Origin of the sequence: Marinovum sp. (assembly GCF_048263515.1) — a bacterium.
In the GTDB taxonomy this organism is placed as follows: Bacteria; Pseudomonadota; Alphaproteobacteria; order Rhodobacterales; family Rhodobacteraceae; genus Marinovum.
The window spans coordinates 13,313-38,644 of record NZ_JBLXEC010000016.1; the positions used below are offsets into that span (position 1 = coordinate 13,313).

The following is a 25,332-nucleotide window of genomic DNA, read 5'->3' on the forward strand; positions in this document are numbered from 1 at the left end:
TGCGCCGTCGGGGGTCAGTTGCCGTAGATGTAATTCGGCAGCCAGAGCGCGATCTGCGGGAAGATGAAGATCAGGATCAAGCCGATCAGCTGGATCACCATGAATTGCATCATCCCGAGATAGATGTCGCGCAGATCCCATTCTGGCACCACCCCCTTGAGGAAGTAAGCCGAAAGCGCCACCGGCGGACTGAGCCAGGCGGTCTGCAGGTTGACCGCCACCAGGATCGCGAACCAGATCAGCAGGTCGTTCTGGTTCTCGAAGCCGAGGTCGAGCGAGATCACCGTGGGGATCAGGATCGGCACGATGATCAGCACGATCGGCACCCATTCCAGCGGCCAACCCAAGAGGAAGATCAGCGCCATGATCAGCATCAGGATCAGCACCGGCGGCATGTCGAGCGCCAGAAGCAGTTCGGTCAGCATCTTCGGCGTGCCGAGGTTCGAGAAGACCGCGCCGAAGAAGTTCGACGCCGCCACCAGGAACATGATCAACACGGTAATCTCGAGGCTCTTGATCAGCGCGTCGTAAAGGCCCGGGATAGTGAACTTGCGATAGAGCATCGACAAGAGCACCGCGCCGAATGCGCCGCAGGCCGAGGCCTCGGCCGGGGTGGCCCAGCCCGCGAGGATCGAGCCCAGGGCAAAGGCGATCAGTACCGTCGGCGGCACCAGCCCCATGAAGAACTCGTACCAGAGGTCCGAGAAGTAGAAGCCGCCGGGCTTGGTCCGGTGCAGCCAGGTGTAGACGACATACATCAAACCGATCCAGGCCAGCGGCACAATCAGCGCGCCGAAGAAAAAGCCGAAGCCGGTGGTGATGCCTTTCGTTATCAGCCACATCAGCACGATCAGCGAGGCCATGACGAGGATGACTTCCAGCAGGTAGAATCTCGAGGTCTCCGGCTGGTCCTCCGGCGGCAGGATCGGCCCGAGACTGGGGTTGAGCCAGCAGCGCCCCAGAGCATAGAGCAGGTAGAGCCCGGCCAGCATCACCCCGGGAATGATCGCTGCGCGGAACAGGTCGGTCACCGGCACCTCGAGCACCGGCCCCATGACGATCAGCATGATCGACGGCGGGATCAGGATGCCCAGCGTGCCGCCTGCGGTGATCGTGCCGGCGGCCAGCCGCACGTCATAACCCGACTTGTTCATCGTGCGCGCCGCCATGATGCCCAGAATGGTGACCGAAGCGCCGACGATGCCGGTCGCGGCGGCAAAGATCGTCGAGACAAAGAGCACCGCGATGAACAGCGCCCCGCGCGTCCGGCTCATCATCATCTGCACCGCCTGGAACAGCCGCTCCATCAGCCCGGCCTTCTCCATCACGATGCCCATGAAGATGAAGAGCGGCACCGCCACCAGTTGATCGGACAGCATGACTGAGTTGGTCTGCAGCGTCATCAGGAAGGTGGCGAGCTTGAAATTCGCACCCCAGGTGCCGAAAACGAAACCCAAAAAGATCAGGGTAAAGGAGATCGGAAAGCCCACGAAGATGGCAAAGAGCATCACCGCCAGCATGATCAGCCCGATGATCGGCTTGTCGACATCCAGAAGTCCATCGCGGCCAAAGGCAGCTGTCCACCAATCGGCAAGTGGCACGACATCGGGAAAGAACACGCCCCCGGTGACGATGAGCAGACCCACCGCATAGAACGGCAGGATCTTCAGGAACCGCGCCTCGCGCTCCTTGCCCATCTTGTGGAAGGCGCGGAACAGTTCGGGGAATCCTTGCAGCAGCAACAGCAGCGCGCCCACCGGCATCGCCAGCCGCGCCGGCCAGAGCACCGGCGCCCAGGTGCTGTCGCTGGCCTGTTCGCCGGAAACAAAGGACTTGAGCCAGTATTCCGACGAGACCCAGGTGAAGAACAGCATCGCCGGGATGTAGAAGGCGAGGTAAAGCACCGCGTCGACGGTGGCCTGCGTCTTGTCCGACCAGTTGCGATAAAGGAAATCGGCGCGGATGTGCACGCCGCGCATCAGCGCATAGCCGGCCGCCGCCATGAAGAGCACGCCGCCCAGCATCCGGGCGATGTCATAGACCCAGAGCGTCGGGCCGAAGCCCCAGGCGATGGCCACGTCGTTCATGCCGTTCTGGGTCAGGACGGCAAACATGTTGCGCGAAAAGACTTCGTAGACGATGGCCAGGATCAGCGGGATCATCAGCAGGCAGATGATCCGCCCGGCCCAGAGGTTGATCACGTCGATGGTGGCGGTGATCGGCCTCTGCCAGGCGGTCATGTCCTCCGGCGTCTGCCCCGGCTCTTCAGCGCGCCGCTCGGCGATAAGCTCGTCGGTGATGTCGAGCTCTTCGGGGATTACCTCTTCGGCCATTGCCACCCGTCCCTGTCGTTCTTCTTGTTGAATGTCGTCAGTGGAAAAGCCCCGGACGCGCCGGGGCTTTCCAGGCTGTTGCGCCTACTTCAGCGTATCCGCGAAGGCCCGGCCCAGGTTGGCGTTCGAGGTCTGCGCCCCGGCCCAGAACGGCACCGCTACTTCGGCAAAGTCCTTCTGGCTCTGCCAGACCTCGGCAAAGAACTCGTTCTCGGCGGCATTGGTCTCGAGCGCGGCCTTGGCGGCGGCCATGTACTCGGTGAAGTAATCCGCCGGGGTGTCATGCAGGATGACGCCGTGGTTCTCGGTCAGGTCCTTCAGCGCCTTGCCGTTTTCGTAGATGCGATAGGACATCGACTTGGACAGCGAGGCATTGGCCGCCACTTCCAGCGCCTTCTTCTCGAGATCGGTCAGCCCCTCGTAGACATCGCCGTTGATGTAGAGGTCGGCGTTCACGACGACCTGGTGCAGGCCCTGCAGGTAGTAGTGCTTCAGCACCTTCTGAAAGCCGAAGACCGAGTCGGGCTTGGGGCAGCACCATTCGGCGGCGTCGATCGTGCCTTTCTCCAGCGCCGGCAGGATGTCACCGCCGCCCATGGCAACCGAGGCCACGCCGATATCCTTGTAGGTCTGGCCGGGAATGCCCGGAGGCGTGCGGAAGCGGTACTTGCGGAAATCGGCCATGCTCTCGATCGGTTCCTTGAACCATCCCAGCGCCTCGGGGCCGACCGGCTGCAGCATGAAGCCTTTGACGTTCATGCCCATCTCGTCCCAGAGCTGGTCGTAGAGCTCCTTGCCGCCGCCGTACTGGAACCACGACACGAAGGCGATATTGTCGATGCCGACACCGGCGCCCGCCACGGGCGAGCCAAAGAGCATCGCCGCCGGGTGCTTGCCCGACCAGTAGTGCGTCCAGGCAAAGCCGCCCTCGATCAGACCGCTGTCCACCGCATCAAGCGTTTCGCGCACGCCCACGACAGCCCCGGCCGGCAGCACTTCGATCTTGAGCGATCCGCCGGTCAGCGCCGCCACGTCGGCGGCAAAATCCTCGAGCATGTGCACTTCGTCGGCCTGCGCCGGGATCACCGATTGCACGCGGATCACGGTTTCGGCCAGCGCCGCCGAGGCGGTCAGGGCAAGGGCCGCGACCCCGGTTGTCAAAGTCTTGAGGTTGAACATCAATTTTCCTCCCATGATGCGTTTGCCTTCTGCTTTTGTTATCGGGCCGGCGGCGAAGGCACGGGTCCGGTCCCCTGGTCGTTTCGGCGGCCCCCCTCCCTGAACGGGCCGCCGAAGCTCTTGTCTCCTGACGCCGCGACTCTCCCGGTCGCATGTCTGGCGTTTCGTATCCCGACGACCTCCCCTCGCAGGGCAGGCCGCCGGAATTCCTGGTGTCTCGCGATCTGTCCTGTCGCCTAAGCGGTACACTCCTCCAGAATGAGATCGCTGGCGCGTTCGCCGATCATGATCGCCGGGGCGTTGGTATTGCCGCTGACGATCTGCGGCATGATCGAGGCATCTGCGACGCGCAGGCCGGTGACCCCGCGCACCTTCAAGCTCGGGTCCACCACGGCCATCGGATCGATGCCCATCTTGCAGGTGCCCGTCGGGTGATAGATCGTGACCGCCGTGCGCCGCGCCCAGTCGAGCGTCGCGGCCTCGTCGTCGAAGGCCACGTCCGGTCCGGGGGCATGCTCTTCCATGATATGCGATCTCAGCGGATCGTGGCCGGCAATCTTGCGAGCGATCTGAATGCCTTTGACGATTGTCTTCTGGTCGGTCGGCGTGGCGAGATAATTCGGATGGATCGCCGGGTGGTCGTCCATGCTGGCCGAGGTCAGGCTCAGATGGCCGGCGCTTTCGGGGCGCAGCTGCAGCACCGAAGCGGTGAAGGCCGAGAATCTGTGCGGCCCTTCCGCCGGGCTGTCGGCGCTGAACGGCTGGATGTGGAACTGGATGTCCGGCGTCTCGAGATGCGGCTCGGTCTTCAGGAAGCCGGTGCCGAGGCTCGCCGCCATGGTCATCGGGCCGCGCTGGGTCAGGGCATATTGCAAGGCAATGCGCGCCTGTTTCAGCAGGCTGCTGGTCTCGGTGTTGATGGTGCTGAGGTCGGTCTTGAACACCGGCCGCGCCTGCAGGTGATCCTGCAGGTTGCGCCCTACCCCCTTGAGGTCGGCCTGCACCTCGATCCCCAGCGGCGCCAGCGCCGCGCCATCGCCGATCCCTGAAAGCATGAGGATCTGCGGCGAACCGATCGCCCCGGCGCTCAGGATCACCTCGGCACGGGCGCGGATCTCGTGGAAGGTATTGCCGAGACGCACCCGCACGCCCACCGCACGGCCGGCTTCCAGCAGCACCTTCTCGGTCTGCGCATTGGGGATCACCTCGAGGTTCTTCCGCCCCCGCGCCGGCTTGAGATAGGCCACCGCCGAGGAACAGCGCCGCCCGCCGCGCATCGTCAGCTGGAAATAGCCCACGCCCTCCTGGTCGGCGCCGTTGTAGTCGCGCGCCTTCGGATAGCCGGCCGCCTGCGCCGCCTCGATCCAGCGGTCCACCACCTCGCGGGTCAGCCGCGAGGTCTGCACCGAAAGCGGCCCGTCGCGGCCGCGCAGATTCTCGGGGTCTTCGCCCTCCCAGCGCTCGGCGCGCTTGAAACAGGGCAGCACGTCCTCCCACGACCAGCCGCGACAGCCGGCCTGCGCCCAGCCGTCGTAATCCTGCGGCTGTCCGCGCACATAAAGCAGACCGTTGATCGAGCTCGACCCGCCCAGCACCCGCCCCCGCGGCCAGGGAATGGCGCGGCCGGCGATGCCGGGATCGGCCTCGGTGCGATAGCGCCAGTCGGTGCGCGGGTCGCCCATGGTGCGGAAATAGCCGACGGGGATGTGGATCCAGGGATTGGTGTCACGCGGTCCCGCCTCGAGCAGCGCAACGCTGTAGCGCCCGCTTTCCGACAGCCGGTTGGCAAGCGCACAACCGGCAGACCCGGCCCCCACGATGACGAAATCAAACTCCATGCGCCTCCCTATCAGCAAAATTGGGACTAAAGGTCTCGATTTTTACCGCATGGGCAGGCTACAGTGATTCGGGTACAAGTCCACAAACTATTTGCAGGGACCCCCTCGGATGTCTGAGCACGACCGGATACCGACCAACCTCAGGACCCTCCTGATCCTCGAGATCCTCGGGCGCAGCGACCGCCCCATGACCGCGACCGAGATCAACGAGGACCTGGGCCTGCCCAAGCAGACGGTGCACCGGCTTTGCGCCACGCTGGTCGAGACCGGGTTCCTCACCCGCCAGGGCCCCGACCGCCGCTATCAGGTGGCGCGGCGGCTGCGCGAGATGGGCGCCGGGCTGATCCACAGCTCGCGCGATCACATCGCCCGCCATCAGGTGCTGCTCGAGGTTTCGGCCGAGGTGCGCGAGACGGTGAACTACGTGGTGCCCGAGGACACCGGCATGCGCTATCTCGACCGGGTCGAGACCGACTGGCCGTTCCGCGTGCAGCTGCCGGTCGGCACCAACGTGCCCTTTCACTGCACCGCCAGCGGAAAATGCTTTCTCGCCAGCCTTGCGCCGGAGGCGCGGGCGCGCTTTGTTTCGGCCTTGCCGCTGAAGCAGATGACCACGGCGACGCTGACCGATCCCGACGCGCTGCTGGCTGAACTGGCCGAGATCGCCGCAGTCGACTATTCCCTCGACCGCGAGGAATTCATCGAGGGCATGGTGGCCATTGCCGTGCCGGTCACCGACCCTCAGGGCCGGTTCATCGCCGCGCTGGCGGTGCACGGCCCGACGCAAAGGATTTCCCTCGAGGCGGCGATTGACCGCAAGGAACTGCTGCAGACCGCCGCCGCCAGGCTGCGCGAGGCGCTGTTTCCCGCGACCTGAGCCCTCAGCCCTCGGGGCGCACCGGGAAGCGGTCGCCGTCCTTGGTGATCACCACCAGACGGTCTTTGCCGTCGAGCACGTAAAGGTCGCAGCGCGAGAACCCGGTGACGAACTCGATGCAGATCGTGCTGTCCTCGGTGACCTCGAAATAGCCGTAGCCGGTGCCGCCCTCGCCCGCATAGGTGTAGGTATAGCGCCCGTCGTCGTAGAATTCCGAGACGCCGCCATCGTAGAAGGCGATGCTGTTGCCACGCAGCCGCGCGTCCAGCGCAGCGACGGCGATCTCGCGGTCGCTGTCGCGGGGTTGCGCGGTGGCACCCAGGGGCGCGGCGACAAGGCAGAGGGCAAGGACAAGGCGCATCAGGCAGGCTCCGATGTGGTTTGCCCCGAGCCTAGCCGATCCGGGCTGACCGGCGGCACACGATCACGCGACCAGCTTCTCGGCCTTCTTCAGATCGACCGAAACCAGCTGCGACACACCCTGCTCCTGCATCGTCACGCCGAACAGCCGGTCCATCCGTGCCATCGTCACCGCGTGGTGGGTGATGATCAGGAAGCGGGTGTCGGTGCGGCGGCACATCTCGTCCAGCAGGTCGCAGAACCGCGTCACGTTGGCATCGTCGAGCGGCGCGTCGACCTCGTCGAGCACACAGATCGGCGCCGGGTTGGCGAGGAAGACGGCAAAGATCAGCGCCAGCGCCGTCAGCGTCTGTTCGCCGCCAGACAGCAGCGACAGGGTCGAGAGCTTCTTGCCCGGCGGCTGGCACATGATCTCGAGGCCGGCTTCCAGCGGATCGTCGGACTCCACCAGCACCAGATTGGCCTCGCCGCCGCCGAACAGATGGGTGAAGAGCATCGAGAAGTTGCTGTTGACCTGCTCGAAAGCGGTCAGAAGACGCTCGCGCCCCTCGCGGTTGAGACTGGCAATGCCGCCGCGCAGGGTGCGGATCGCCTCTTCGAGGTCGGTCTTTTCCGTGACCAGGGTGTCATGCTCTTCCTGCACCTCGCGGGCGTCTTCCTCGGCCCGGAGATTGACCGCGCCCAGACCGTCGCGCTGCCGCTTGAGCCGATTGACGGTCTCTTCGATGCGCTCGGCGGGGGGCATGTCCTCGGGGTTGGTGCCGAGCTTTTCCAGCAGCCGTGCCGGGGTGACCTCGAGCTCGTCCTCGATCCGCTCAGCCGCGGCGCGGGTGGTTTCCTGCGCGGCCTCGGCGCGGGCCTGGGCGGCGGCGCGGGCTTCGCGGGCCTCGGATGCGGCGCGTTCGGCCTCGCGTTCGGCCTGATCGGCGCTGCGCAGGGTGGCCTCGGCCTCTGACAGGGCCTGGGCGGCGGCGCTGCGGCGCTCTTCGGCGGCGGCGATGCTGTCGCCCAGCTCTTCGCGCTGCGCGGCGATCTCGAGCGGCACCTGCACCGCGGCGGCCAGTTCGTCCTCGCTTGCGGTCTTGCGCTCGGTCAGCTCGGTACTGCGCTTTTCGGCGGTCTCGAGCCGGTGGCGCCAGCCCGACAGCTCCTTGGTGACCTGCTGGCTGCGGCGGGTGCGGGCCTCGCCCTCGCGGCGCAACTCGTCGAGGCCGGAGCGCCGAGCCATCATCGTCATCCGTGCGGCCTCGACCGTCATCTTGACGTCTTCGACCAGCGCCCGCGCGGCTTCGAGATCGGGCAGATCGGCAGCGGCGCGCTCGGCCTCGCGCAGTTGCAGCGCGGCGGCGTGGCTTTCCTCTTCATGGCGCTGCACGGCAAGGCCCAGGCTTTCGAGACGGCCCTCGGCGAGGTTCTTTTCAGCCTCGGCGCGGTTCATCGCGCGGCTGGCATCGTTGAAGGCGCGGTCGGCCTCGCGGCGGGCCTCGCGGGCCTCCTTGTCGGCGCGGGCAAGATCGCTGAGACGGGCGGTCAGAGCGTCATGCGCGGCGCGCGCGGCCTCCATCCGGGTGGTGGCATGTTCCAGCGATTGCTTGAGCTCTTCCAGACGGTTGAGCTGTTCCAGTCGCAGCGCGGCGGCGGAGGGCGCATCCTCGGCCCAGGCGCGGAAACCGTCCCAGCGCCAGAGATCGCCCTCGGGGCTGACCAGCCGTTGGCCGGGTTGCAGCAGCGGTTGCAGCCGGGCGCCGTCGTCGGCCTCGACGAGGCCGATCTGGCCCATGCGCCGGGCCAGAACCTCTGGCACCGAAACATGCAGCGACAGCGGCGTGACGCCTTCGGGCAGCGCCGGCGGCAGGTCGTAATTCGGCAGGCTGGCCCAGCCCGAGGGGCCATCGGCCTGCACCTCCGGCGCGCGCAGGTCATCGGCCAGAGCGGCGCCGAGCGCCTTTTCGAAGCCCTGCTGCACCTGCAGCCGGTCCATGATCTGGCCGCCCTCTGCGGTGTCGCGTTCGAGCAGCTTGGCCAGAGCCGAGGCCTCGGCGCGCAGGGCATTGGCCTCGCCCTCGGCCTCGGAGCGTTCGGCGCGGGCCTCGGCCTCGCGCGATTGCGCCTCGGCGCGGGCGTCATCGGCAGCGGTGAGCGCATCGTCGGCGCGCTGCGCCATCTGCCGCGCGGCCTCTTCGGCGGCGCGGGCGGCGGCCTCGTCCTCGACGGCCTGGGCTAGGCGGGATTTCGACTCGTCGACGGCGGCGCGGGCCTTCTGTGCCTCGGTCTCGCTGCGATCCTGGCGCTTGCGGCTCTCGTCCAGCAGGCGCTGGGCCGACTGGTGGCGGGCGGCGAGACGGGCGACGTCTTCGGTCTGGCGGGTCAGGTCGCCTTCGCGTTCGGACAGGACGGCGGCGGCCTCCTGCGCCATTTCGGTGGCCTCTTCCATCGCGGCCTCATGGCCTTCGCCGGCCTTGGCGAGCTCGGCGGCTTCCCACTCCAGCCGCTCGATGGTCTCGCCGGCGTCGCGGTTGAGCCCGGCCTCCCGGTCGATGTCGCGGGCCAGCTGGGCGATGCGGTTTTCCAGCGTGGCGATCTTGTCCCGGGCGGTGGTCTCCTGGTCGGCGAGCGTGTCGCGCTGCACCTGCAGGCGTTGCAGCACGGCCGAGGCGATCGCCTCTTCCTCGCGCAGGGCCGGCAGCACGGTGTCGGCCTCCTGCCGCGCCTTGGTGGCCTGGCGGGCGGCGGTCTCGGCCTGGGCGGCGCCGGTGACCATGGCGCGCAGCACCTCTTCGGCCCTGAGACGGGCCTCATCGGCCTCTTTCCAGCGGCGATAAAGCAGCAGCCCCTCGGCCTGCCGTAGGTCTTCGCCGATGGCGCGATAGCGCGCGGCCTGCTTGGCCTGACGGGCGAGCTGCGCCAGCTGGGTCGCGAGCTGTTCGATCACGTCGTCGACGCGCAGCAGGTTGGCCTCGGTGCTCTTGAGCTTCAGCTCGGCCTCGTGGCGACGCTGGTAGAGGCCCGAGATGCCGGCGGCCTCTTCAAGGATGCGGCGGCGGTTCTTGGGCTTGGCATTGATCAGCTCGCTGATCTGGCCTTGCCGCACCAGCGCCGGCGAATGCGCACCGGTTGAGGCATCGGCAAAGAGCATCTGCACGTCGCGGGCGCGCACGTCCTTGGAGTTGATCTTGTAGGCAGAACCCACGTCGCGGGTGATCCGGCGGGTGATCTCCAGCGCGTCACTGTCGTTGAAGCCGGCGGGCGCCAGACGGTCGGAATTGTCGAGATGCAGCGCCACTTCGGCAAAGTTGCGGGCCGGGCGCGAGGAGGCGCCGGCGAAAATCACGTCTTCCATGCCGCCGCCGCGCATCGCCTTGGCGCGGGTCTCGCCCATCACCCAGCGCAGCGCTTCGAGCAGGTTGGACTTGCCGCAGCCATTCGGCCCCACCACGCCGGTCAGACCGTCCTGAATCAACAGATCGGTCGGGTCGACAAAGCTTTTGAAGCCTGTCAGACGCAGTTTGGAAAAGCGCAATGCTCTGGCCTCTCGATTGCCCGGGTATGGCCCGGTGATTCCGGTTTTCAGCCAGTCTGAGCCTTGGTGTTGTGGTCTGTCAACGCCCCCACACAGGATGTGGGAATAACCTCTGACTTATCCACAATATATCGGCTGATTCCGGCTGGTTGTCAGCCGCAACTCAGGAAGACGTCGCGTTCTCCGCGGAGATCCGCCGGTGACAGCCTGCCGCTGCAGACCGCCCGGCCCCGTGGCTGGCGCGGAGGCTTGAGGCCGTCGCCGCAGTCGAGACCGGCCAGCAGCACCGAGGGATCGCCCTGCAGCCAGACAATGTCGCAGCCGGTGGCGCGTTCGATGGCGCGGCCGCCGTTATTGGCGACATCCGCCATGCGGACACTCCAGAGGGCGTTGGTACGGATCGCCTCGGCATAGCCGGCGCGGTGACGCACGTCGAACTGCATGCCACCCTCTGACAGGCGGACGGGGGCCACGCCGATATGGCGCAGCCCCGGGCTGTTACAGCCTGAGAGAAGGATCAAAACGGGAAACAACGCAAATCGACCCATGGGTCAGGCCTAGACCGCAGGCATTAACAAACCCTTACCGGATGCGAAACAATCCAGGCCCAAGCCGTCGATTGTTTCGCAGATCGCCGGGAAGCTTGCTCCTGCCCCGCCTGTGGTCATATAAACTGACCAATTGCAGGAGCCCCCATGCCGTTTCAACCGATCCAGCCCGAGAAGCTTTCGACCGCGGTAACCCGCCAGATCGAACAGCTCATCCTGCGTGGCATCCTGCGCCCGGGCGAGCGCCTGCCCTCGGAACGTGAACTCTCGGACCGGCTGGGCGTCTCGCGCCCCTCATTGCGCGAAGCCATCGCCGATCTCGAGGCCAAGGGCCTGCTGACCGCCAAGGCCGGCGCCGGGGTCTTTGTCGCCGATGTGCTGGGCTCGGCCTTTGCGCCGGCGCTGGTGCAGCTCTTTGCCAGCCATGACGAGGCGGTCTTCGACTACCTCTCCTTCCGGCGCGACATGGAGGGGCTGGCGGCCGAGCGCGCGGCGCGGCTGGGGTCGGACACCGATCTGCGGGTGATCCAGACGGTGTTTGACAAGATGGTGGCGGCGCATGCCAAGCGCGACCCGTCTGACGAGGCGGCGCTGGATGCCGAGTTCCACCTGTCGATCATCGAGGCCAGCCATAACGTCGTCATGCTGCACATGATGCGCTCGATGTACCAGCTGTTGCGCGAGGGCGTGTTCTACAACCGCCAGATCATGTTCCGCCAGCGGCTGACCCGCGACATGCTGCTGGAGCAGCACGAACGCATCAACACCGCCCTGCAGGCGCGCGAGGCCACGGCAGCGCGGGCGGCGGTCGAGAGCCACCTGGATTTCGTCGAGACCGCGCTGCGCGACAATGCCAAGGCGGCGCGCAACGAGGCAGTGGCGCTGCAACGGTTCGAACACGAGCAAAACCGCAAGCCCTGATCCCCCTGCCCCGAGAAACGCAAAACGCCCGAAGCGCGAAGCTCCGGGCGATGCAATCTTGTCTGCCGGCTGTCAGCGCGGGAAAGCCCCCCACGCGGCTCAGTGCAGCTTGGCTTCCACCGTGGCGATCGACTCGTCGATCATCCGGTTGGCGTCGGCCTCGGTCATCTGCTTGGCGATCACTTCGCGGGCGGCGGCAACAGCCACCACGATCGCGCGATCCCGCACTTCCTTGACCGCGGCGGCACGGGCCGATGCGATCTGGTCCTCGGCACCGGCCAGGCGGCGGGCGATCGAAGCTTCGATGTCCTTCTTCGCGGATTCGGCGGCAATGCGCGCCTCTTCCTTGGCGTGGTCGACGATGCGCTGCGACTGGTCCTTCACCTCTTGCTGCTTGCGCTCGTAAGAGGCCAGCAGGGTCTGCGCTTCCTCGCGGATGGCGCGGGCTTCGTCCAGCTCGCTGCGGATGCCTTCGGCCCGCTTGTCGAGCATGCCTGCCAGCATCGAGGGGACCTTGAAGTAGATCAGGACCGCGATGAACAGCAGGAAGGCGAGCAACACGATGAAATCGGTGTTGGCCAGCGAGAAGAAAGGACCGCTTGCGGCCAGCGCAGGGCTGCCCGAGGCAATCAGCGCGATGGTCAGAAACTTGCGCATGTCTTACCCTTTCGTCCGTTCGGCGACGGCCGCGTCGATTGCGCTGCTGTCGGCCTTGCCGCCAAGCGCCGTGACGAGCGCTTCCGCGGTTTCCCGGGCAACCTCTTTCACGTTGTCGAGCGCGCTGGCGCGAATCTCGGAGATCGCCTTTTCCGATTCCGCCGTGCGAGCGGCGATTTCGGCGTCGGCCTTGTCGGTTGCAACCTTGAGCTCGGCTGCAATCTCCTCCTTGGCCTCGGCGATGATGTTCTGTGCCTCGGCACGGGCATCTGCCAGCGCCTTGTCATAGGCCTTTTCGGCTTCACCGGCCTGACGCTTCAGCTCTTCGGCCTTGGCGAGGTCATTGGTGATGGTTCCCTGACGTTCCGCCAGAACCGCCGCGATGCGCGGCAGCGCGATGCGGGACAGGACGAAATAGATCACGGCCAGCGTGATCAGGAGCCAGAAGATCTGGTTGCCCCAGTGATCGAAGTTCAGCTGCGGCATGCCGGGTGCGGATGCGGCGGCGTCAGCCCCGACTGCGGCTTCTGTGGTTACTGTTGCCATGTCGTCCTCCTTGGGAAGTCCGGTTACCAGCGGCCGGGCGCGTCAGCGCGCCCGACCGAGGCGTAAGGATCGATCTTCCGCAGGGTTTAGACGGCGAACATCAGCAGCAGAGCGACCAGGAACGAGAAGATGCCCAGGGCTTCTGCGAAGGCGATGCCGATGAAGAGGGTCGCGGTCTGCGACGCAGCGGCGGAGGGGTTGCGCAGGGCGCCGGCGAGGAAGTTGCCCGCGACGTTGCCCACACCGATTGCGGCGGCGCCGGAACCGATTGCTGCGAGACCTGCGCCGATGTGTGCCAGATTACCTTCCATGGGTGTATCTCCTTACGATTGGAAGTTGGAATTCAGGGTTGTCCTGGGCGGAGAGGACCTCCGCCCGTATTTCGTGGGATGGGTGTGCAACCCACCGTCGGATTAGTGCGACGGATGCAGAGCGTCCTTGAGGTAGACACATGTCAGGATGGTGAAGACATAAGCCTGGATGAAGGACACGAGGATTTCGAGACCGTACATCGCGGTGATTGCCACGACCGAGATCGGCGAGACGACGGCGATGGCGGCAAAGCCTGCGAAGACCTTGATCACCGCGTGGCCGGCCATCAGGTTGCCTGCCAGACGAATGGAGTGGCTGACCGGACGGACGAAGTAGGAAATCACCTCGATGATCGCCAGGATCGGGCGCAGCGCCAGTGGTGCCGACTTGACCCAGAACAGCTCGAGGAACTTGGTGCCGTTCTTGACAAAACCGACCACGGTGACGGTGACGAAGACCAGCAGCGCCAGAACCACGGTCACCGCGAAATGCGACGTGGTGGTAAAGGACATCGGGATCAGGCCGAGGAAGTTGGCCATCACGATGAACATGAAGAGCGTCATGATGTAGGGGAAGAACACGATGGCGTCCTTGCCGGCGACGTCTTCGACCATCTTGTAGACAAAGCCGTAGGCCAGCTCGCCGATCGACTGGGTGCGCGAGGGGATGATCGCACGGCGCGAGGTGCCCAGCACCATCAGCGCCACAACGGCCAGAACCGCAAGCGCCATCCACAGCGTCACGTTGGTGATGGTGAACATGCCCACTTCGGAGCCGCCGAACAGCGGCTCGACGATGAACTGATCCATCGGGTGGAAAACCAGACCGCCCTCTTCGGCAGCTTGCGCCTCAGTCGCCATTTTTGTCCCTCTCGTGCTCTCCGGCCGTGTCGGCCGATTGGTCCTTTGGCTGGAACTCCTTGGCCGTGCGCAGCATCGTCTGCACCCCGGCGGCAAAGCCCAGCATTGTAAACAGCACCAGGAAGATCGGCAGCGTGCCGAACAGACTGTCGAGCCCGAAACCGAGACCGAAGCCGATCCCCAGACCGGCCACAAGCTCGATCACCATGCGCCAGCCCATGTTGGCCTGCGAATAGTGCTCTTCCTGGTGGGGTTTCGCTTCCACGCCCTTGAGCTTGGCGATGCGCGCGTCGAGCGCCTCCAGCCGCTTGCGATGCTCAAGGTCCGGCAAGCTGTCCCCCTTGGTAAATCCTGCCGTTGTGCTAAGCCCGCGGGGGCCGCGAGTCAATAAGCGGTGAGCGCGTTCGGAGCAGATCGCAAGACATTGATTTCAGGTCTATTTTTCGAACCGAACTTCAAGCCTGTCAATCCGTCGCAGGCCGAAGCGCCGGCAAATCCCCGCTCTCGCCATATTCAACTATCTGGTTGATCTTGAAATCCGCGCCCCTTGACCGGGTCGGGCCCAGACAGTACCTCCGCGCCTGTGACACCGACAGCCTCCCTTGACGCGGTCTTCGCCGCTCTTGCCGATCCGACCCGCCGCGCGATCCTGTCGATGCTGCTCGAGGATGACATGGCGGTGACCGATGTGGCCGAGCCCTTCGACATGTCGCTGGCCGCGATCTCCAAGCATCTGGTGATCCTGACCCGCGCCGGGCTGATCTCTCAGGAAAAGCGCGGGCGGGTGAAATGGTGCAAGCTGGAACCTGATGCGCTGCGCGCCGCCAGCGTCTGGATGCAGGGCTTCGGCCAGTTCGAACCGGTCAATCTGGATGCCTTCGAGCGTTTCTTGGCGACCGAGCTGCCTGAGCAGCCGGAGCGGGAGTAGCCGCGGCGCGCGGCGCCTCCTGCCGCAGCAGGATCAGGAGCGCCAGAACCGTCAGCCCCACCCCGCCCAGCACCATCGGCAGCGGCGCGCCGTGGCCAAGCGCCAATTCCCAGAGCAGCACCCATGAAGGCGTGAGGTAGGTATAGGCCATGACCTTGGAGGCCGGCAGCCGCATCGAGGCGATCTGCAGCAGCATGAAGGTGGCGATGGTGGCGAAGGTGGCGATGTAGACAAGCGTGATCCAGACGATCGCCGGCAGCGCTGCCCAATCGGTCGCAATCACGTCGCGCCAGCCGTAGAGCCCCAGCAACAGCGCCCCGGCGGTCAAGATGCCGGCGGTGAACACCAGCGGCGACTCGCCCCGGTTGAATCGTGCCACCAGCGGCGCATAGATCGCGTGGCAGATACAGCCGAGGAAATAGACCCATTCGCCGCGGCCGATCTCGAACCGCAAGAGCGCGGACCAGCTGCCCTGAAAGATCACCCAGAGCGCGCCCGAGGCCCCCACCGCCAGCCCCAGCGCGATGCGCGGCGTCATCTTCTGGCGCAGCAGCAGATAGCCGAAGCCCGCCGCCATGATCGGGATCAGGGTAAAGACCGCCGCGGCGCTGACGGGTGCTGCGGTCTTCAGGCCTTCGAACATCAGCACGAAATAGGTGGCGAAGAAGCCCGCCAGCACGACATAGCGCCAGGGGGCGGCCAGATGCGCCCGACGCAGCTGGCCGGTGGCCAGCACCACCCCGCCGGTCAGCAGGGCCGCCAGCAGGAAGCGCGCGGCCTGCAGGGCTGCCGGCGCGATCTCGTTCGCCACCAACCCGCCGAGAGAGAACGACCCCGCCACCAGCGCCGAAAAGCAGAGCATGGCCAGATGGCCCCTGGTCGCCTCAGTCATGCAGCGCGCAGGTCTTTTCCCAGTCCTTGGCGTTGGACTTGAGGTATTTCAGGAAGGCCTGCACCTTGGCCGCGCGGTGCAGGTCGACATGGGTCACCAGCCAGAGCTGCGAGGCCCATTCGTCGCGCGGCGCCATCACCTGCACCAGCCCGGGGTGGCGATGCGCCTGCCAGACCGAGACAAAGCCGATGCCGGCGCCGGCCACCACGGCTTCGGTATTGGCGCGCATGTCGGTGCTGCGGAAGACGCAGGCGCTTTCGGGCACCTGCTCGCGCAGCCAGCGGTACATCGGCGCACGGCTGTTGAGATCGTCGTGGCAGACAATGCGATGCTGCGCCAGATCAGCGTCGCGTTCGGGCATGCCATGGGCCTTGATGTAGCTCTCGGAGGCATAAAGCGCGAAGGGATGGCGGAAGAACGGTTGCACCACGTTGTCGGGCTGCTCGGGGGCCGATCCGGCGCGGATCGCCACATGCGCTTCGCCGTATTCCAGCCGGAACAGCCGGTCACCGGTGAGATAGCGCAGCACGACATTGGGGTAATCGCGCTGGAAATCGGCCAGCACCGGGGCGAACATCCCCGCCATGCCGACCAGCGAGGTCACCACAAGCTCGCCGGAGACGCCTTCGCCCCGGCCCTTGATCCGGCCCTGCAACTGGTTGAACTGGTCCTCGGTGGCCTGCGCCACGCGCAGGAGGTCCTCGCCGGCCTCTGTCGGCGTGTAACCGCGGGCGTGGCGCTGGAAGAGCTTGGCGCCGAGCTGCGCCTCGAGCGCGTCGATATGGCGGATCACCGTTGCGTGGTGGACCCCCAGCGCCTCGGCCGCGCCGCTGACCGTGCCATGCAGCGCCACCTGAAAGGCGGTGCGCACCTCTCCCCAATTGTCCATAAGACCCTCCAACCCATACTTATGTGCATCTATAAACAACTGCTGTTGATATGGGGACATTGAGTTCATGAATGCAAGAGCCAACTCTAGGGGCAGGATCAAACCCCGGAGAGACACCATGACCACCACATCCACACTGTTGCGCGTTGACGCATCCGCCCGCAAGACCGGCTCGGCCACCCGCGTGCTGACCGAAAGCCTGACCGAAACCCTGGCCCCCACCCGCGTGATCACCCGCGACCTGGCCGACACCCCCCTGCCCCAGATCGACGAGAGCTGGGTCGGTGCCAACTTCACCCCGCCGGCCGACCGGACCGAGGCGCAGAAGGCGCGTCTGGCGCAATCCGACGCCCTGGTGAAGGAGCTGCAGGAGGCCGACACCATCGTCATCGGCCTGCCGGTCTACAACTTCGGCGTGCCCGCAGCGCTCAAGGCCTGGATCGACCTCGTCGCCCGCGCCGGCGTGACCTTCCGCTATACCGCCGAGGGCCCCGAAGGCCTGCTGACCGGCAAGAAGGTGATCGTGGCCTTTGCCTCTGGCGGCGTGTCGCTGGGGTCGGACTATGACTTTGCCTCGAACTATCTGCGCCACGTGCTGGGCTTCATCGGCCTGACCGACGTGACCTTCGTGACCGAACAGGCCGAGGCGGCGCAATTCGCCGCCTGAGCGAGGTTCGGCGACAACTTTGGTTGACTGGGCCCGGGGGCGTCGCTCACGGGCTTTTTCCTGCGTGCCGGTCTCATGGCACGACCCGGCAGGGGGCCCTGCCCCCTGACCCCCAACTTCTACAGGGGGCTCTGCCCCCTGACCCCCGGCGGTATTTGGAAAGAGAAGAACCAGGGGGTCGGGTGGACATTGCGGGCGGCGGGCTGCGGTGGCGGGCCGCTTGACTCTGGCGGCACTTGCGCCTATTCCCCCGGCCATATCCGGAAGAATTATCCCTTCCGGTCCCTTGGGCTTGTCCCGGGATCGCCTTCCACCAGCGCGTTGCGCCCGTGGGAGCGTTTGTGCTTTGTGCGGTTGGCTCTTATGTGAGTTGACGAGGAAACCAGATCGGGAGGCTTCAGAGCCGCATGTTCGAGAACCTGTCAGAACGCCTGTCCGGCGTCTTCGACCGCCTGACCAAACAGGGCGCGCTGAGCGCCGATGACGTCAAGACCGCCCTGCGCGAAGTGCGCGTTGCCCTGCTCGAGGCCGACGTCTCGCTGCCGGTGGCGCGCAATTTCATCAAGGCAGTCGAGGAAAAGGCCACCGGCGCTGCGGTGACCAAATCGGTCACCCCGGGCCAGCAGGTCGTCAAGATCGTGCATGACGAGCTGATCGAAGTGCTCAAGGGCGAAGGCGAGCCCGGCACGCTGAAGATCGACAAGGCCCCGGCGCCGATCCTGATGGTCGGCCTGCAGGGCTCGGGCAAGACCACCACAACCGGCAAGCTGGCCAAGCGGCTCAAGGATCGCGAGGGCAAGAAGGTTCTGATGGCCTCGCTCGACATCTATCGCCCGGCGGCGATGGATCAACTGGCGGTTCTGGGCAAACAGGTCGGCGTCGACACCCTGCCGATCGTCAAGGGCGAGAGCGCGGTGCAGATCGCCAAGCGCGCCAGGCAGCAGGCGATGCTGGGCGGCTACGACGTCTACATGCTCGATACCGCCGGCCGTCTGCAGATCGACGAAGTCCTGATGAAAGAGGTCGAGGACGTCCGCGACGCCGTCGAGCCGCGCGAGACGCTGCTGGTGGTCGACGGGCTGACCGGCCAGGTCGCCGTGGAAGTGGCCGAGGAATTCGACGGCAAGATCGGCATCTCCGGCGTGGTTCTCACCCGGATGGACGGCGACGGCCGCGGCGGTGCGGCGCTGTCGATGCGCGCGGTCACCGGCAAGCCGATCAAGTTCGTGGGTCTCGGCGAAAAGATGGACGCGCTCGAAACCTTCGAGCCCGAGCGCATCGCCGGCCGCATCCTCGGCATGGGCGACATCGTCGCGCTGGTCGAGAAGGCCCAGGAAACGCTGGAGATGGAACAGGCCGAGCGCATGATGAAGCGCTTCCAGAAAGGCCAGTTCAACTTCAACGACCTCAAGATGCAGATGGACCAGATGCTCAAGATGGGCGGCATGCAGGGCATGATGTCGATGATGCCGGGCATGGGCAAGATGGCAAAGCAGGTCGAGGAATCGGGCTTCGACGACCGCGCCATCCGCCAGCAGATCGCTCTGATCAACTCGATGACCAAGAAGGAACGCGCCAATCCGCAGCTGTTGCAGGCCAGCCGCAAGAAGCGGATCGCCAAGGGTGCCGGCATGGAGGTGTCAGACCTCAACAAGCTTCTGAAGATGCAGCGCCAGATGGGCGACATGATGAAGAAGATGGGCAAGATGGGCAAAGGCGGCATGCTCAAGCAGGCGATGCGCGGCATGTTCGGCGGCAAGGGCGGTCTGCCGCCCGAGATGGCCGGCATGGACCCCAAGGCGCTGGAAGCCGCGGCCAAGCAGATGGGCGCCAAGGGCGGTCTGCCCGGCGGTCTCGGCGGGCTGGGCGGTGGCGCGGCGCTGCCTCCCGGTCTCAGCGGTTTCGGCAAGAAGAAGTAACCGATGCTCTCGCCCGTCTCCCTTCCCTGCCCCGGCGCAGATATCGCCGCCGCCGCGCGCGCGACGCTGCCCGTTCTGGCGACCGCGCGGCTCCTGCTCCGCGCGCCGGAGGTGGAGGATTTTGCCCTGTTCAAACGGCTGTTCTCGCAGCCTTCGGCGAAGTTCCTGGGCGTGGAGCCGACGGAAGAAGCCATCTGGGCGCAGTTCACCAACTACGTCGCCGGCTGGCTGCTGCGCGGTGACGGCATGTTCACCGTCTGCCATGGCGGCGCGCCGGTGGGGTTCGTCTTTGCCGGGGTCGAGGCGGGGGACGAGGCGATCGAGCTGGGCTTTGTCATTGCGCCCGAGGCGCAGCGCCGGGGCTTTGCCTGTGAGGCCGCCGTGGCGGCGCTGGGCCACCTGCGGGCGCTGGGGCCTGAGCGGATCGTCAGCTACGTCGCGCCGGACAATGGGGCCAGCCAGGCACTGGTGGCCAGGCTGGGCGGCGTGCAGACCGGCACGCTGGACGGTGCGCTGGTGTTCGACTATCCGCTCGACGACGACGGCAGCCCGGAGGCCTATGCATGAGCCTGCGTCTGGAAACCGAACGGCTGGTGCTGCGCCCGCCTGAGGCCCGCGATGTGCCGGCCCTGACCGAGTTCTACGTCTCGGAGCGCTCGCGCTATGCCGGCGGCAATGTCCCGCGCGCCAAGGCCTGGAGCAATGCGGCGGCAATGCTGGGCCATTGGCAGATCCGCGGCTACGGGCTCTGGGCGGTGACCCTCCGGGGCGATGACACCGCGATCGGCCTGGTCGGGCCTTATTATCCCGACGGCCGCCCCGAGACCGAGATCGGCTGGGAGCTGTTCGACGGCGCCGAAGGCCATGGCTATGCCCTCGAGGCGGCGCGCGCCGCCGTCAAGGACTGCCGCGAGCGGCTGGGCTGGACCGAGATCGTGCATTACATCGCGCCGGAAAACACCCGCTCGATCGCGCTGGCCGAACGTCTGGGCGCCTATCTGGATGTGGATGCCCCGCAGCCCAAGCCCGACTTTCCCTGCCTGGTCTATCGCCAGCCGAAACCGGCGGAGGCGCTCTGATGCCCGACGTCGACATTCCCGTGTTGGAAACCCGCCGGCTGATCCTGACCGGTCCCGATGCCGAGGACTACCCGGATTTCCGCGCCACCTTTGCCTCGTATCGCTCGCGCTTCATGGGTGGGCCGCTCAATGCCTACGAGGCCTGGATGCTCTATGCCGCCGAGATCGGCCATTGGCGCATTCGTGGCTACGGCATGTGGATGATCCGCGACAAGGACACCGACGAGACCTATGGCATGGCCGGCGGCTGGAAGCCTGCAAAATGGCCCGAGGCCGAGATCGCCTGGATCATCTGGCCCGAGAAGGCCGGGCGCGGCTTTGCCTTGGAAGCCACCCATGCGGCGCGGCGCTATTTCTACGACACGCTGGGCTGGGAGGGCGCGGTCAGCTACCTCGACCCAAAGAACCTCGACAGCATCCGCCTGGCCGAGCGCCTTGGCGCGAAAAAGGACCAGGGCGCGCCCAGCGTCGACGGCAACGACGTGGTCTATCGCCACCCCTCGCCCGCGCAACTCGACGGCACCCAGCTGGCCCATGGCATCGACATGGAAATCAGCCACTACGCCGACCCGCTGTTTCAGCCGAAAGGATACGCCCTTGACTGACGCCGTAACACGCGCCGCCGCGCTGCTCAAAGGCCACCGCGAAAGCATCGACCGGCTCGATGCGATCCTCGTCTACACGCTGGGCGAGCGGTTCAAGCACACCCAGGCCGTGGGCCGGCTCAAAGCCGAACACGACCTCCCGCCCTCCGACCCGGACCGCGAAGCGAAACAGATCGCGCGTCTGGAGGATTTGGCAGTCCAGGCCGATCTCGACCCGGAATTTGCCAAGAAGTTCCTGAACTTCATCATCGCTGAAGTCATTCAGCACCACAAACAGCACCAATCGTAGGGCGGCACCTGCCCCCCTGCACATTCGCCATTCAAAGGAGAAACACCAATGGCCATCAAAATTCGTCTCGCCCGTGGCGGTTCCAAGAAACGCCCCTTCTACCGCATCGTTGCCGCCGACAGCCGCATGCCGCGCGACGGCCGTTACATCGAAAAGCTGGGCACCTATAACCCGCTGCTGCCGAAAGACAGCGAAGACCGCGTGAAGATGGACATGGAGCGCGTTCAGTACTGGCTGGGCCAGGGCGCCCAGACCACCGACCGCGTGTCGCGCTTCCTCGAAGCCGCCGGCGTTGTCGAGAAGAAGGAACGCGCCAACATGAAGAAGGCCGAGCCGGGCAAGAAAGCCAAGGAACGCGCCGAAGAGAAGGCCGCCAAGGCAGCCGAAGCGGCAGAAGCCACAGCCGAGGAATGATCGGCTGGCGGGCCCGGGCGATCTGCCCGGGCCCACGCCCCTTCCGGGGCACCCTCTCGGGATTGAGCGGAGACAAGAGTTGATGAGCGATCTGGTTTGTGTCGGAGCAATCGCGGGCGCCTTCGGGGTGCGCGGCGAGGTGCGGCTCAAGAGCTTTACCGCCGATCCCACCGCGATTGTCGATTATGTGCCGCTGAGCACCGAAGACGGGGCGCGGAGCTTCGATCTCGATCTCGGCCGGCCGGTCAAGGGCGGCTTTGCCGCACGCCTGTCGGGCGTGACCACCAAGGAAGAGGCCGACGCCCTGCGCGGCGTGCAGCTCTTTGCCCCGCGCGACCGTCTGCCGCCGCTGCCAGACGACGAATATTACCACGCCGACCTGATCGGGGTGGAGGTCTTTGACACCGGTGGCGTCTCGCTGGGCCGGGTCAAGGCGGTGCACAACCACGGCGCCGACGACCTGCTGGAAATTCACGGGCCGGGGCTCAAGACCACGGTGCTGCTGCCCTTCACGCTGGCCGCCGTGCCGACTGTCGATCTTGCCGCAGGCCGGATCGTGGCGGACCCGCCCGAGGGGCTCTTTCCCGACAAATCCTAGGCCTGCGAGGTCTCGGCAAAGGCGCCGCGTGCCATCAGCGCGCGGATGTTGATCAATTGCCGGTCCCGCCCCGGCCCCCGGTCGGGCGGCTCCGCCGGGATCGCCGCCCAGGCCTTGAGGATGCGGTGACGGGTGTAGAAGCGCGCAACCTTCGGCCTGACATCCGGGTAGCTTCGCGCGAAGGCCGCCTCCCAGGCCCTTGGCATCAAACGCAGATCGCTAGGCAGACGACGCACATGCAGCAGCAGATCGGCCCAGATTTCGCCCACGTCGCGGTCAGCCGGGTGCTGCGCCAGGTTCTCGAAATCGATGCCGGTCACCACGCCCTGCCCGAACAGCAGGTTGGCGAGCGTCAGATCGCCGTGCAGGCAGGCCCGGCGCACCTGTCGCCCCTGCAGGCGGTCCGCCTCGTGCCGCAGTCGGGCCATTGCCGCCTCGTAGCCTGCGGGCTCGGCACAGTTCGGCGTCTGCGGCAGGCGCTCGATCGCACCCCAGGGATCGAACCGGCCTTCGCTGACCGCGCGCGCGCCGTGCAGATGGTTCAGCCAGGCGCCGGCGCGGGCCAGCAGGTCTTCGGGGGCCACATCCTCGAGCAGCGCCATGCGGCCCGAGCGTCCGGGCACGAAGTCCAGCAGCAGCGCCCGCGACGCCTCGTCAAAGCCGCGCAGCCGTTGCGCCGCCATGCCCTCGCAGCCGCGAAAGATCCGCCCGGCCTGGCGGTGCGCCCGCACGATGCGGCGAAACCGCGCCAGATCGGCCTCGGGAAAGCGCTTGAGCACCACGTCGCCCACCCGCCAGACATCGGGGCCCAGCACCTCGATGTCCTTGGGCGGGGTCTCGGGGCACAGGGTGGCCCAGACAGGAAGCGGCAGGTCGGCAAGGATCATGCCGGCATTGATGCGGGATTTGCCGGCGCGCGCAAGCTGCGGGGTCTTTGCAGCGCCAAATTCGCAGGCTAAGGAGCGTCCATGACACAGCCAAAGTCCCCTCCGAGCAAATCCCATGGCCGCAAGGCCGTGCGCCCCACGCTGCAACCGCAGCCGCTGATGACCGACACGCCGGACCTGCACGACGTCTGGCGCGCCAGCGTGATCACGCTGTTCCCTGAAATGTTTCCCGGCGTTCTCGGCGGCTCGCTCACCGGGCGCGCGCTCAAGGACGGCAAGTGGCAGCTCGACACGGTGAACCTGCGCGATTTCGGCGAGGGCCGGCACCGCAACGTCGATGACACGCCGGCAGGCGGCGGGGCGGGCATGGTGCTGCGCGCCGACATCATGGGCCGCGCCCTCGAACATGCGATGCGCAAGGGGCCGGGCCCGCTGATCTACCTCAGCCCGCGCGGCCGTCGCTTTGACCAGGCCATGGCCAAGAGCCTGGCCACCACGCCCGGCGCGATTTTCATCTGCGGGCGCTTCGAGGGGCTCGACCAGCGGGTAATCGAGCACTACGGCATCACCGAGGTCAGCTTGGGCGATTTTGTCATGACCGGTGGCGAGCTGGCGGCGCAGGCGATGATCGACGCCACGGTGCGGCTGCTGCCCGGCGTGCTGGGCAACGAGGCCAGCGCCGAGGAAGAGAGCTTTTCCAACGGCTTGCTGGAACATCCTCAATATACCAAACCGGCGGAATGGCAGGGGTTGAAGATCCCCGATGTGCTGCTGTCCGGCCATCATGGCGAGATCGCCAAGTGGCGCCAGGCGCAGTCGGAGGCGATCACCCGCGCGCGGCGGCCCGATCTCTGGCAGGCGTGGGAGCAACGCCGGAAGTGACCTCTGCCATAGCCCCGGTCTGAAAACCCGCCGGCGCGGCGGTGTTTCGTGTTACCCTGCGTCAGGGACACGCAGAGGGAGACGACACCATGGCACTGACATTGCAGGTCATCTATCCGGCGACCGACGGCACCAGGTTCGACATGGATTACTACACCGACACCCATATGCCGCTGGTGGGCGAACACATGGGCGCACATATCGACGAGGTGCTGGTGACAGGCGGTCTGGCCGGTGGCGGACCGGGGGCGCCCTCGCCCTATTACGCGGTGGCGACGATGACTTTCGCCAACCTGGATGCGCTGGATGCCGCGCTGGCGGCGGCCCCGCCGGTGGTGGCGGACATTGCCAATTTCACCGATACCGAACCGCAGATGATGGTCGGTCAGGTGATTTCCTGAGGCCCCGTCCGGGACCGGCATTTTCGCTTGAAACGCGGGACATTCTCTGATTTATCCCGCCCATCCCGCGCCGCGCTGGCTCTTGATCGATTCCCGTCTGCTTCTGGCGGGTCTGACAAGCGCCACCTGGGCACGACGCCGGGACACCGACAGCAAAGCCGACCTGATCTCTGGCGGGCGCTATACGCGGACCCGAGAGAAGACCGAGAGCTCTGAGGCCGACCACCTTCACGGGCAAAACCGTGAGCGAGATATAGGAGAGGATCAGATGAATCTGATCGCGGAACTCGAGGCGGAACAGATCGCCTCGCTCGGGAAGGACATTCCCGATTTCAAGGCCGGCGACACCATTCGCGTCGGCTACAAGGTGACCGAAGGCACCCGCACCCGGGTGCAGAACTACGAAGGTGTCTGCATCAGCCGCAAGAACGGCGTGGGCATTGCCGGTTCGTTCACCGTTCGCAAGATTTCGTTCGGCGAAGGCGTGGAACGTGTGTTCCCGCTCTATTCGACCAACATCGACAGCATCACCGTCGTGCGCCGTGGCCGCGTCCGTCGCGCCAAGCTGTACTACCTGCGCTCGCGCCGTGGCAAATCCGCCCGGATCGCCGAGGATGCAAACTACAAGCCCAAGTCTTCGGGCGCCGAAGCGTAAGGATTGGCGAGATGAAGAAAGATACACATCCCGATTACCACGTCATCGACGTCAAGATGACCGATGGCACCGTCGTCCAGATGCGCACCACCTGGGGCAAGGAAGGCGACACCATGACGCTGGACATCGATCCCAGCGCGCACCCGGCCTGGACTGGTGGCAACACCCGTCTGATGGACCAGGGCGGCCGCGTCTCGAAGTTCAAGAAGAAATACGAGGGCCTCGGGTTCTGATCACCCGCTGCATTCGACGTTTCGTCGTGGCTGCCCCCGGACC

The 25,332-nt window shown here is 66.0% G+C and carries 29 protein-coding genes; 15 read left to right on the forward strand and 14 right to left on the reverse strand.

Features of this window, described 5'->3' with window-relative positions; all coding sequences use genetic code 11:
* Positions 1–14: 14 nt before the first annotated feature.
* The 3 genes from ACN0SE_RS14540 to ACN0SE_RS14550 all read right to left on the reverse strand — a co-directional run bounded on the left by ACN0SE_RS14540 (position 15) and on the right by ACN0SE_RS14550 (position 5,350).
* On the reverse strand, positions 15–2,333 hold the full coding sequence (locus tag ACN0SE_RS14540) for a TRAP transporter large permease subunit (RefSeq protein ID WP_417525254.1): 2,319 nt from the start codon (positions 2,331–2,333) through the stop codon (positions 15–17).
* 84 nt (positions 2,334–2,417) lie between these two features.
* Complete coding sequence (locus tag ACN0SE_RS14545; protein ID WP_417525255.1) at positions 2,418–3,527, reverse strand: TRAP transporter substrate-binding protein; 1,110 nt, start codon at positions 3,525–3,527, stop codon at positions 2,418–2,420.
* A 221-nt stretch (positions 3,528–3,748) separates the two neighbouring features.
* Positions 3,749–5,350 (reverse strand): GMC family oxidoreductase, encoded by a 1,602-nt coding sequence (locus tag ACN0SE_RS14550; protein WP_417525256.1) that lies wholly within the window; start codon positions 5,348–5,350, stop codon positions 3,749–3,751.
* Positions 5,351–5,459: 109 nt separating this feature from the next.
* Between ACN0SE_RS14550 and ACN0SE_RS14555 the strand changes: the two genes are divergently transcribed.
* The gene (locus ACN0SE_RS14555) at positions 5,460–6,227 is read left to right on the forward strand and encodes an IclR family transcriptional regulator (RefSeq protein WP_417525257.1); all 768 of its coding nucleotides are present in this window, start codon (positions 5,460–5,462) and stop codon (positions 6,225–6,227) included.
* Positions 6,228–6,231: 4 nt separating this feature from the next.
* On the opposite strand, the gene ACN0SE_RS14560 is transcribed toward ACN0SE_RS14555, so the two are convergent.
* The 3 genes from ACN0SE_RS14560 to ACN0SE_RS14570 form a co-directional block, all read right to left on the reverse strand.
* Positions 6,232–6,588 carry a hypothetical protein gene (locus tag ACN0SE_RS14560; RefSeq protein WP_417525258.1) on the reverse strand — a complete coding sequence of 119 codons (357 nt, stop codon included), beginning with the start codon at positions 6,586–6,588 and terminating at the stop codon, positions 6,232–6,234.
* Between the two features lie 63 nt (positions 6,589–6,651).
* Complete coding sequence (smc, locus tag ACN0SE_RS14565; RefSeq protein ID WP_417525259.1) at positions 6,652–10,107, reverse strand: chromosome segregation protein SMC; 3,456 nt, start codon at positions 10,105–10,107, stop codon at positions 6,652–6,654.
* Between the two features lie 152 nt (positions 10,108–10,259).
* Positions 10,260–10,628 carry a hypothetical protein gene (locus ACN0SE_RS14570; RefSeq protein WP_417525260.1) on the reverse strand — a complete coding sequence of 123 codons (369 nt, stop codon included), beginning with the start codon at positions 10,626–10,628 and terminating at the stop codon, positions 10,260–10,262.
* A 174-nt stretch (positions 10,629–10,802) separates the two neighbouring features.
* Here ACN0SE_RS14570 and ACN0SE_RS14575 point away from each other — a divergent pair, with 174 nt between their 5' ends.
* Positions 10,803–11,576 (forward strand): FCD domain-containing protein, encoded by a 774-nt coding sequence (locus tag ACN0SE_RS14575; RefSeq protein ID WP_417525261.1) that lies wholly within the window; start codon positions 10,803–10,805, stop codon positions 11,574–11,576.
* 99 nt (positions 11,577–11,675) lie between these two features.
* Here the strand turns inward: ACN0SE_RS14575 and ACN0SE_RS14580 are convergent, their stop codons facing one another.
* The 5 genes from ACN0SE_RS14580 to ACN0SE_RS14600 form a co-directional block, all read right to left on the reverse strand.
* Positions 11,676–12,233, reverse strand: coding sequence for a F0F1 ATP synthase subunit B (locus ACN0SE_RS14580; protein ID WP_417525262.1), 558 nt, complete (start codon positions 12,231–12,233; stop codon positions 11,676–11,678).
* 3 nt (positions 12,234–12,236) lie between these two features.
* Complete coding sequence (locus tag ACN0SE_RS14585; RefSeq protein ID WP_417525263.1) at positions 12,237–12,779, reverse strand: F0F1 ATP synthase subunit B'; 543 nt, start codon at positions 12,777–12,779, stop codon at positions 12,237–12,239.
* 86 nt (positions 12,780–12,865) lie between these two features.
* On the reverse strand, positions 12,866–13,090 hold the full coding sequence (locus ACN0SE_RS14590) for a F0F1 ATP synthase subunit C (RefSeq protein WP_417525264.1): 225 nt from the start codon (positions 13,088–13,090) through the stop codon (positions 12,866–12,868).
* A gap of 102 nt (positions 13,091–13,192) precedes the next feature.
* Positions 13,193–13,951 (reverse strand): F0F1 ATP synthase subunit A, encoded by a 759-nt coding sequence (locus tag ACN0SE_RS14595; RefSeq protein ID WP_417525265.1) that lies wholly within the window; start codon positions 13,949–13,951, stop codon positions 13,193–13,195.
* The gene (locus ACN0SE_RS14600) at positions 13,941–14,282 is read right to left on the reverse strand and encodes an AtpZ/AtpI family protein (protein WP_417525266.1); all 342 of its coding nucleotides are present in this window, start codon (positions 14,280–14,282) and stop codon (positions 13,941–13,943) included. Before ACN0SE_RS14600 ends, ACN0SE_RS14595 begins: the two co-directional genes overlap by 11 nt.
* Positions 14,283–14,534: 252 nt before the next feature.
* Between ACN0SE_RS14600 and ACN0SE_RS14605 the strand changes: the two genes are divergently transcribed.
* A complete protein-coding gene (locus tag ACN0SE_RS14605) occupies positions 14,535–14,879 on the forward strand; it encodes an ArsR/SmtB family transcription factor (protein ID WP_417525267.1) in 345 nt (114 codons plus the stop codon).
* Here the strand turns inward: ACN0SE_RS14605 and ACN0SE_RS14610 are convergent.
* Together ACN0SE_RS14610 and ACN0SE_RS14615 are read right to left on the reverse strand one after the other, a co-directional pair.
* Complete coding sequence (locus ACN0SE_RS14610) at positions 14,815–15,771, reverse strand: DMT family transporter (protein WP_417525268.1); 957 nt, start codon at positions 15,769–15,771, stop codon at positions 14,815–14,817. The two genes, ACN0SE_RS14605 and ACN0SE_RS14610, sit on opposite strands and share 65 nt — an antisense overlap.
* A complete protein-coding gene (locus ACN0SE_RS14615) occupies positions 15,764–16,660 on the reverse strand; it encodes a LysR family transcriptional regulator (RefSeq protein WP_417525269.1) in 897 nt (298 codons plus the stop codon). The genes ACN0SE_RS14610 and ACN0SE_RS14615 overlap by 8 nt, the downstream gene beginning before the upstream one ends.
* A gap of 118 nt (positions 16,661–16,778) precedes the next feature.
* Here ACN0SE_RS14615 and ACN0SE_RS14620 point away from each other — a divergent pair, with 118 nt between their 5' ends.
* From ACN0SE_RS14620 to rimM, 8 genes are all read left to right on the forward strand, one after another.
* A complete protein-coding gene (locus tag ACN0SE_RS14620; RefSeq protein WP_417525270.1) occupies positions 16,779–17,327 on the forward strand; it encodes an FMN-dependent NADH-azoreductase in 549 nt (182 codons plus the stop codon).
* A 407-nt stretch (positions 17,328–17,734) separates the two neighbouring features.
* Complete coding sequence (ffh, locus tag ACN0SE_RS14625) at positions 17,735–19,246, forward strand: signal recognition particle protein (protein WP_417525271.1); 1,512 nt, start codon at positions 17,735–17,737, stop codon at positions 19,244–19,246.
* A gap of 3 nt (positions 19,247–19,249) precedes the next feature.
* A complete protein-coding gene (locus ACN0SE_RS14630; protein ID WP_417525272.1) occupies positions 19,250–19,813 on the forward strand; it encodes a GNAT family N-acetyltransferase in 564 nt (187 codons plus the stop codon).
* Positions 19,810–20,325 carry a GNAT family N-acetyltransferase gene (locus ACN0SE_RS14635; RefSeq protein ID WP_417525273.1) on the forward strand — a complete coding sequence of 172 codons (516 nt, stop codon included), beginning with the start codon at positions 19,810–19,812 and terminating at the stop codon, positions 20,323–20,325. The genes ACN0SE_RS14630 and ACN0SE_RS14635 overlap by 4 nt, the downstream gene beginning before the upstream one ends.
* Positions 20,325–20,930 (forward strand): GNAT family N-acetyltransferase, encoded by a 606-nt coding sequence (locus ACN0SE_RS14640; RefSeq protein WP_417525274.1) that lies wholly within the window; start codon positions 20,325–20,327, stop codon positions 20,928–20,930. Before ACN0SE_RS14635 ends, ACN0SE_RS14640 begins: the two co-directional genes overlap by 1 nt.
* Positions 20,923–21,219, forward strand: coding sequence for a chorismate mutase (locus tag ACN0SE_RS14645; RefSeq protein WP_417525275.1), 297 nt, complete (start codon positions 20,923–20,925; stop codon positions 21,217–21,219). The genes ACN0SE_RS14640 and ACN0SE_RS14645 overlap by 8 nt, the downstream gene beginning before the upstream one ends.
* A 48-nt stretch (positions 21,220–21,267) precedes the next feature.
* Positions 21,268–21,633, forward strand: coding sequence for a 30S ribosomal protein S16 (rpsP, locus tag ACN0SE_RS14650; RefSeq protein WP_417525276.1), 366 nt, complete (start codon positions 21,268–21,270; stop codon positions 21,631–21,633).
* An 82-nt stretch (positions 21,634–21,715) separates the two neighbouring features.
* Positions 21,716–22,231 (forward strand): ribosome maturation factor RimM, encoded by a 516-nt coding sequence (gene rimM / locus ACN0SE_RS14655; RefSeq protein WP_417525277.1) that lies wholly within the window; start codon positions 21,716–21,718, stop codon positions 22,229–22,231.
* On the opposite strand, the gene ACN0SE_RS14660 is transcribed toward rimM, so the two are convergent.
* Complete coding sequence (locus ACN0SE_RS14660) at positions 22,228–23,118, reverse strand: phosphotransferase (protein WP_417525278.1); 891 nt, start codon at positions 23,116–23,118, stop codon at positions 22,228–22,230. The genes rimM and ACN0SE_RS14660 overlap by 4 nt on opposite strands.
* Positions 23,119–23,199: 81 nt before the next feature.
* Between ACN0SE_RS14660 and trmD the strand changes: the two genes are divergently transcribed.
* The 4 genes from trmD (at position 23,200) to rpmE (ending at position 25,289) form a co-directional block, all read left to right on the forward strand.
* On the forward strand, positions 23,200–24,000 hold the full coding sequence (trmD, locus tag ACN0SE_RS14665; RefSeq protein ID WP_417525279.1) for a tRNA (guanosine(37)-N1)-methyltransferase TrmD: 801 nt from the start codon (positions 23,200–23,202) through the stop codon (positions 23,998–24,000).
* Positions 24,001–24,089: 89 nt separating this feature from the next.
* Positions 24,090–24,401: an EthD family reductase gene (locus ACN0SE_RS14670; protein ID WP_417525280.1), complete on the forward strand. Its 312-nt coding sequence runs from the start codon at positions 24,090–24,092 to the stop codon at positions 24,399–24,401.
* Between the two features lie 268 nt (positions 24,402–24,669).
* Complete coding sequence (gene rplS, locus ACN0SE_RS14675) at positions 24,670–25,056, forward strand: 50S ribosomal protein L19 (RefSeq protein WP_417525281.1); 387 nt, start codon at positions 24,670–24,672, stop codon at positions 25,054–25,056.
* A gap of 11 nt (positions 25,057–25,067) precedes the next feature.
* Positions 25,068–25,289: a 50S ribosomal protein L31 gene (rpmE, locus tag ACN0SE_RS14680; RefSeq protein ID WP_048530142.1), complete on the forward strand. Its 222-nt coding sequence runs from the start codon at positions 25,068–25,070 to the stop codon at positions 25,287–25,289.
* The last annotated feature ends 43 nt before the right edge of the window (positions 25,290–25,332 follow it).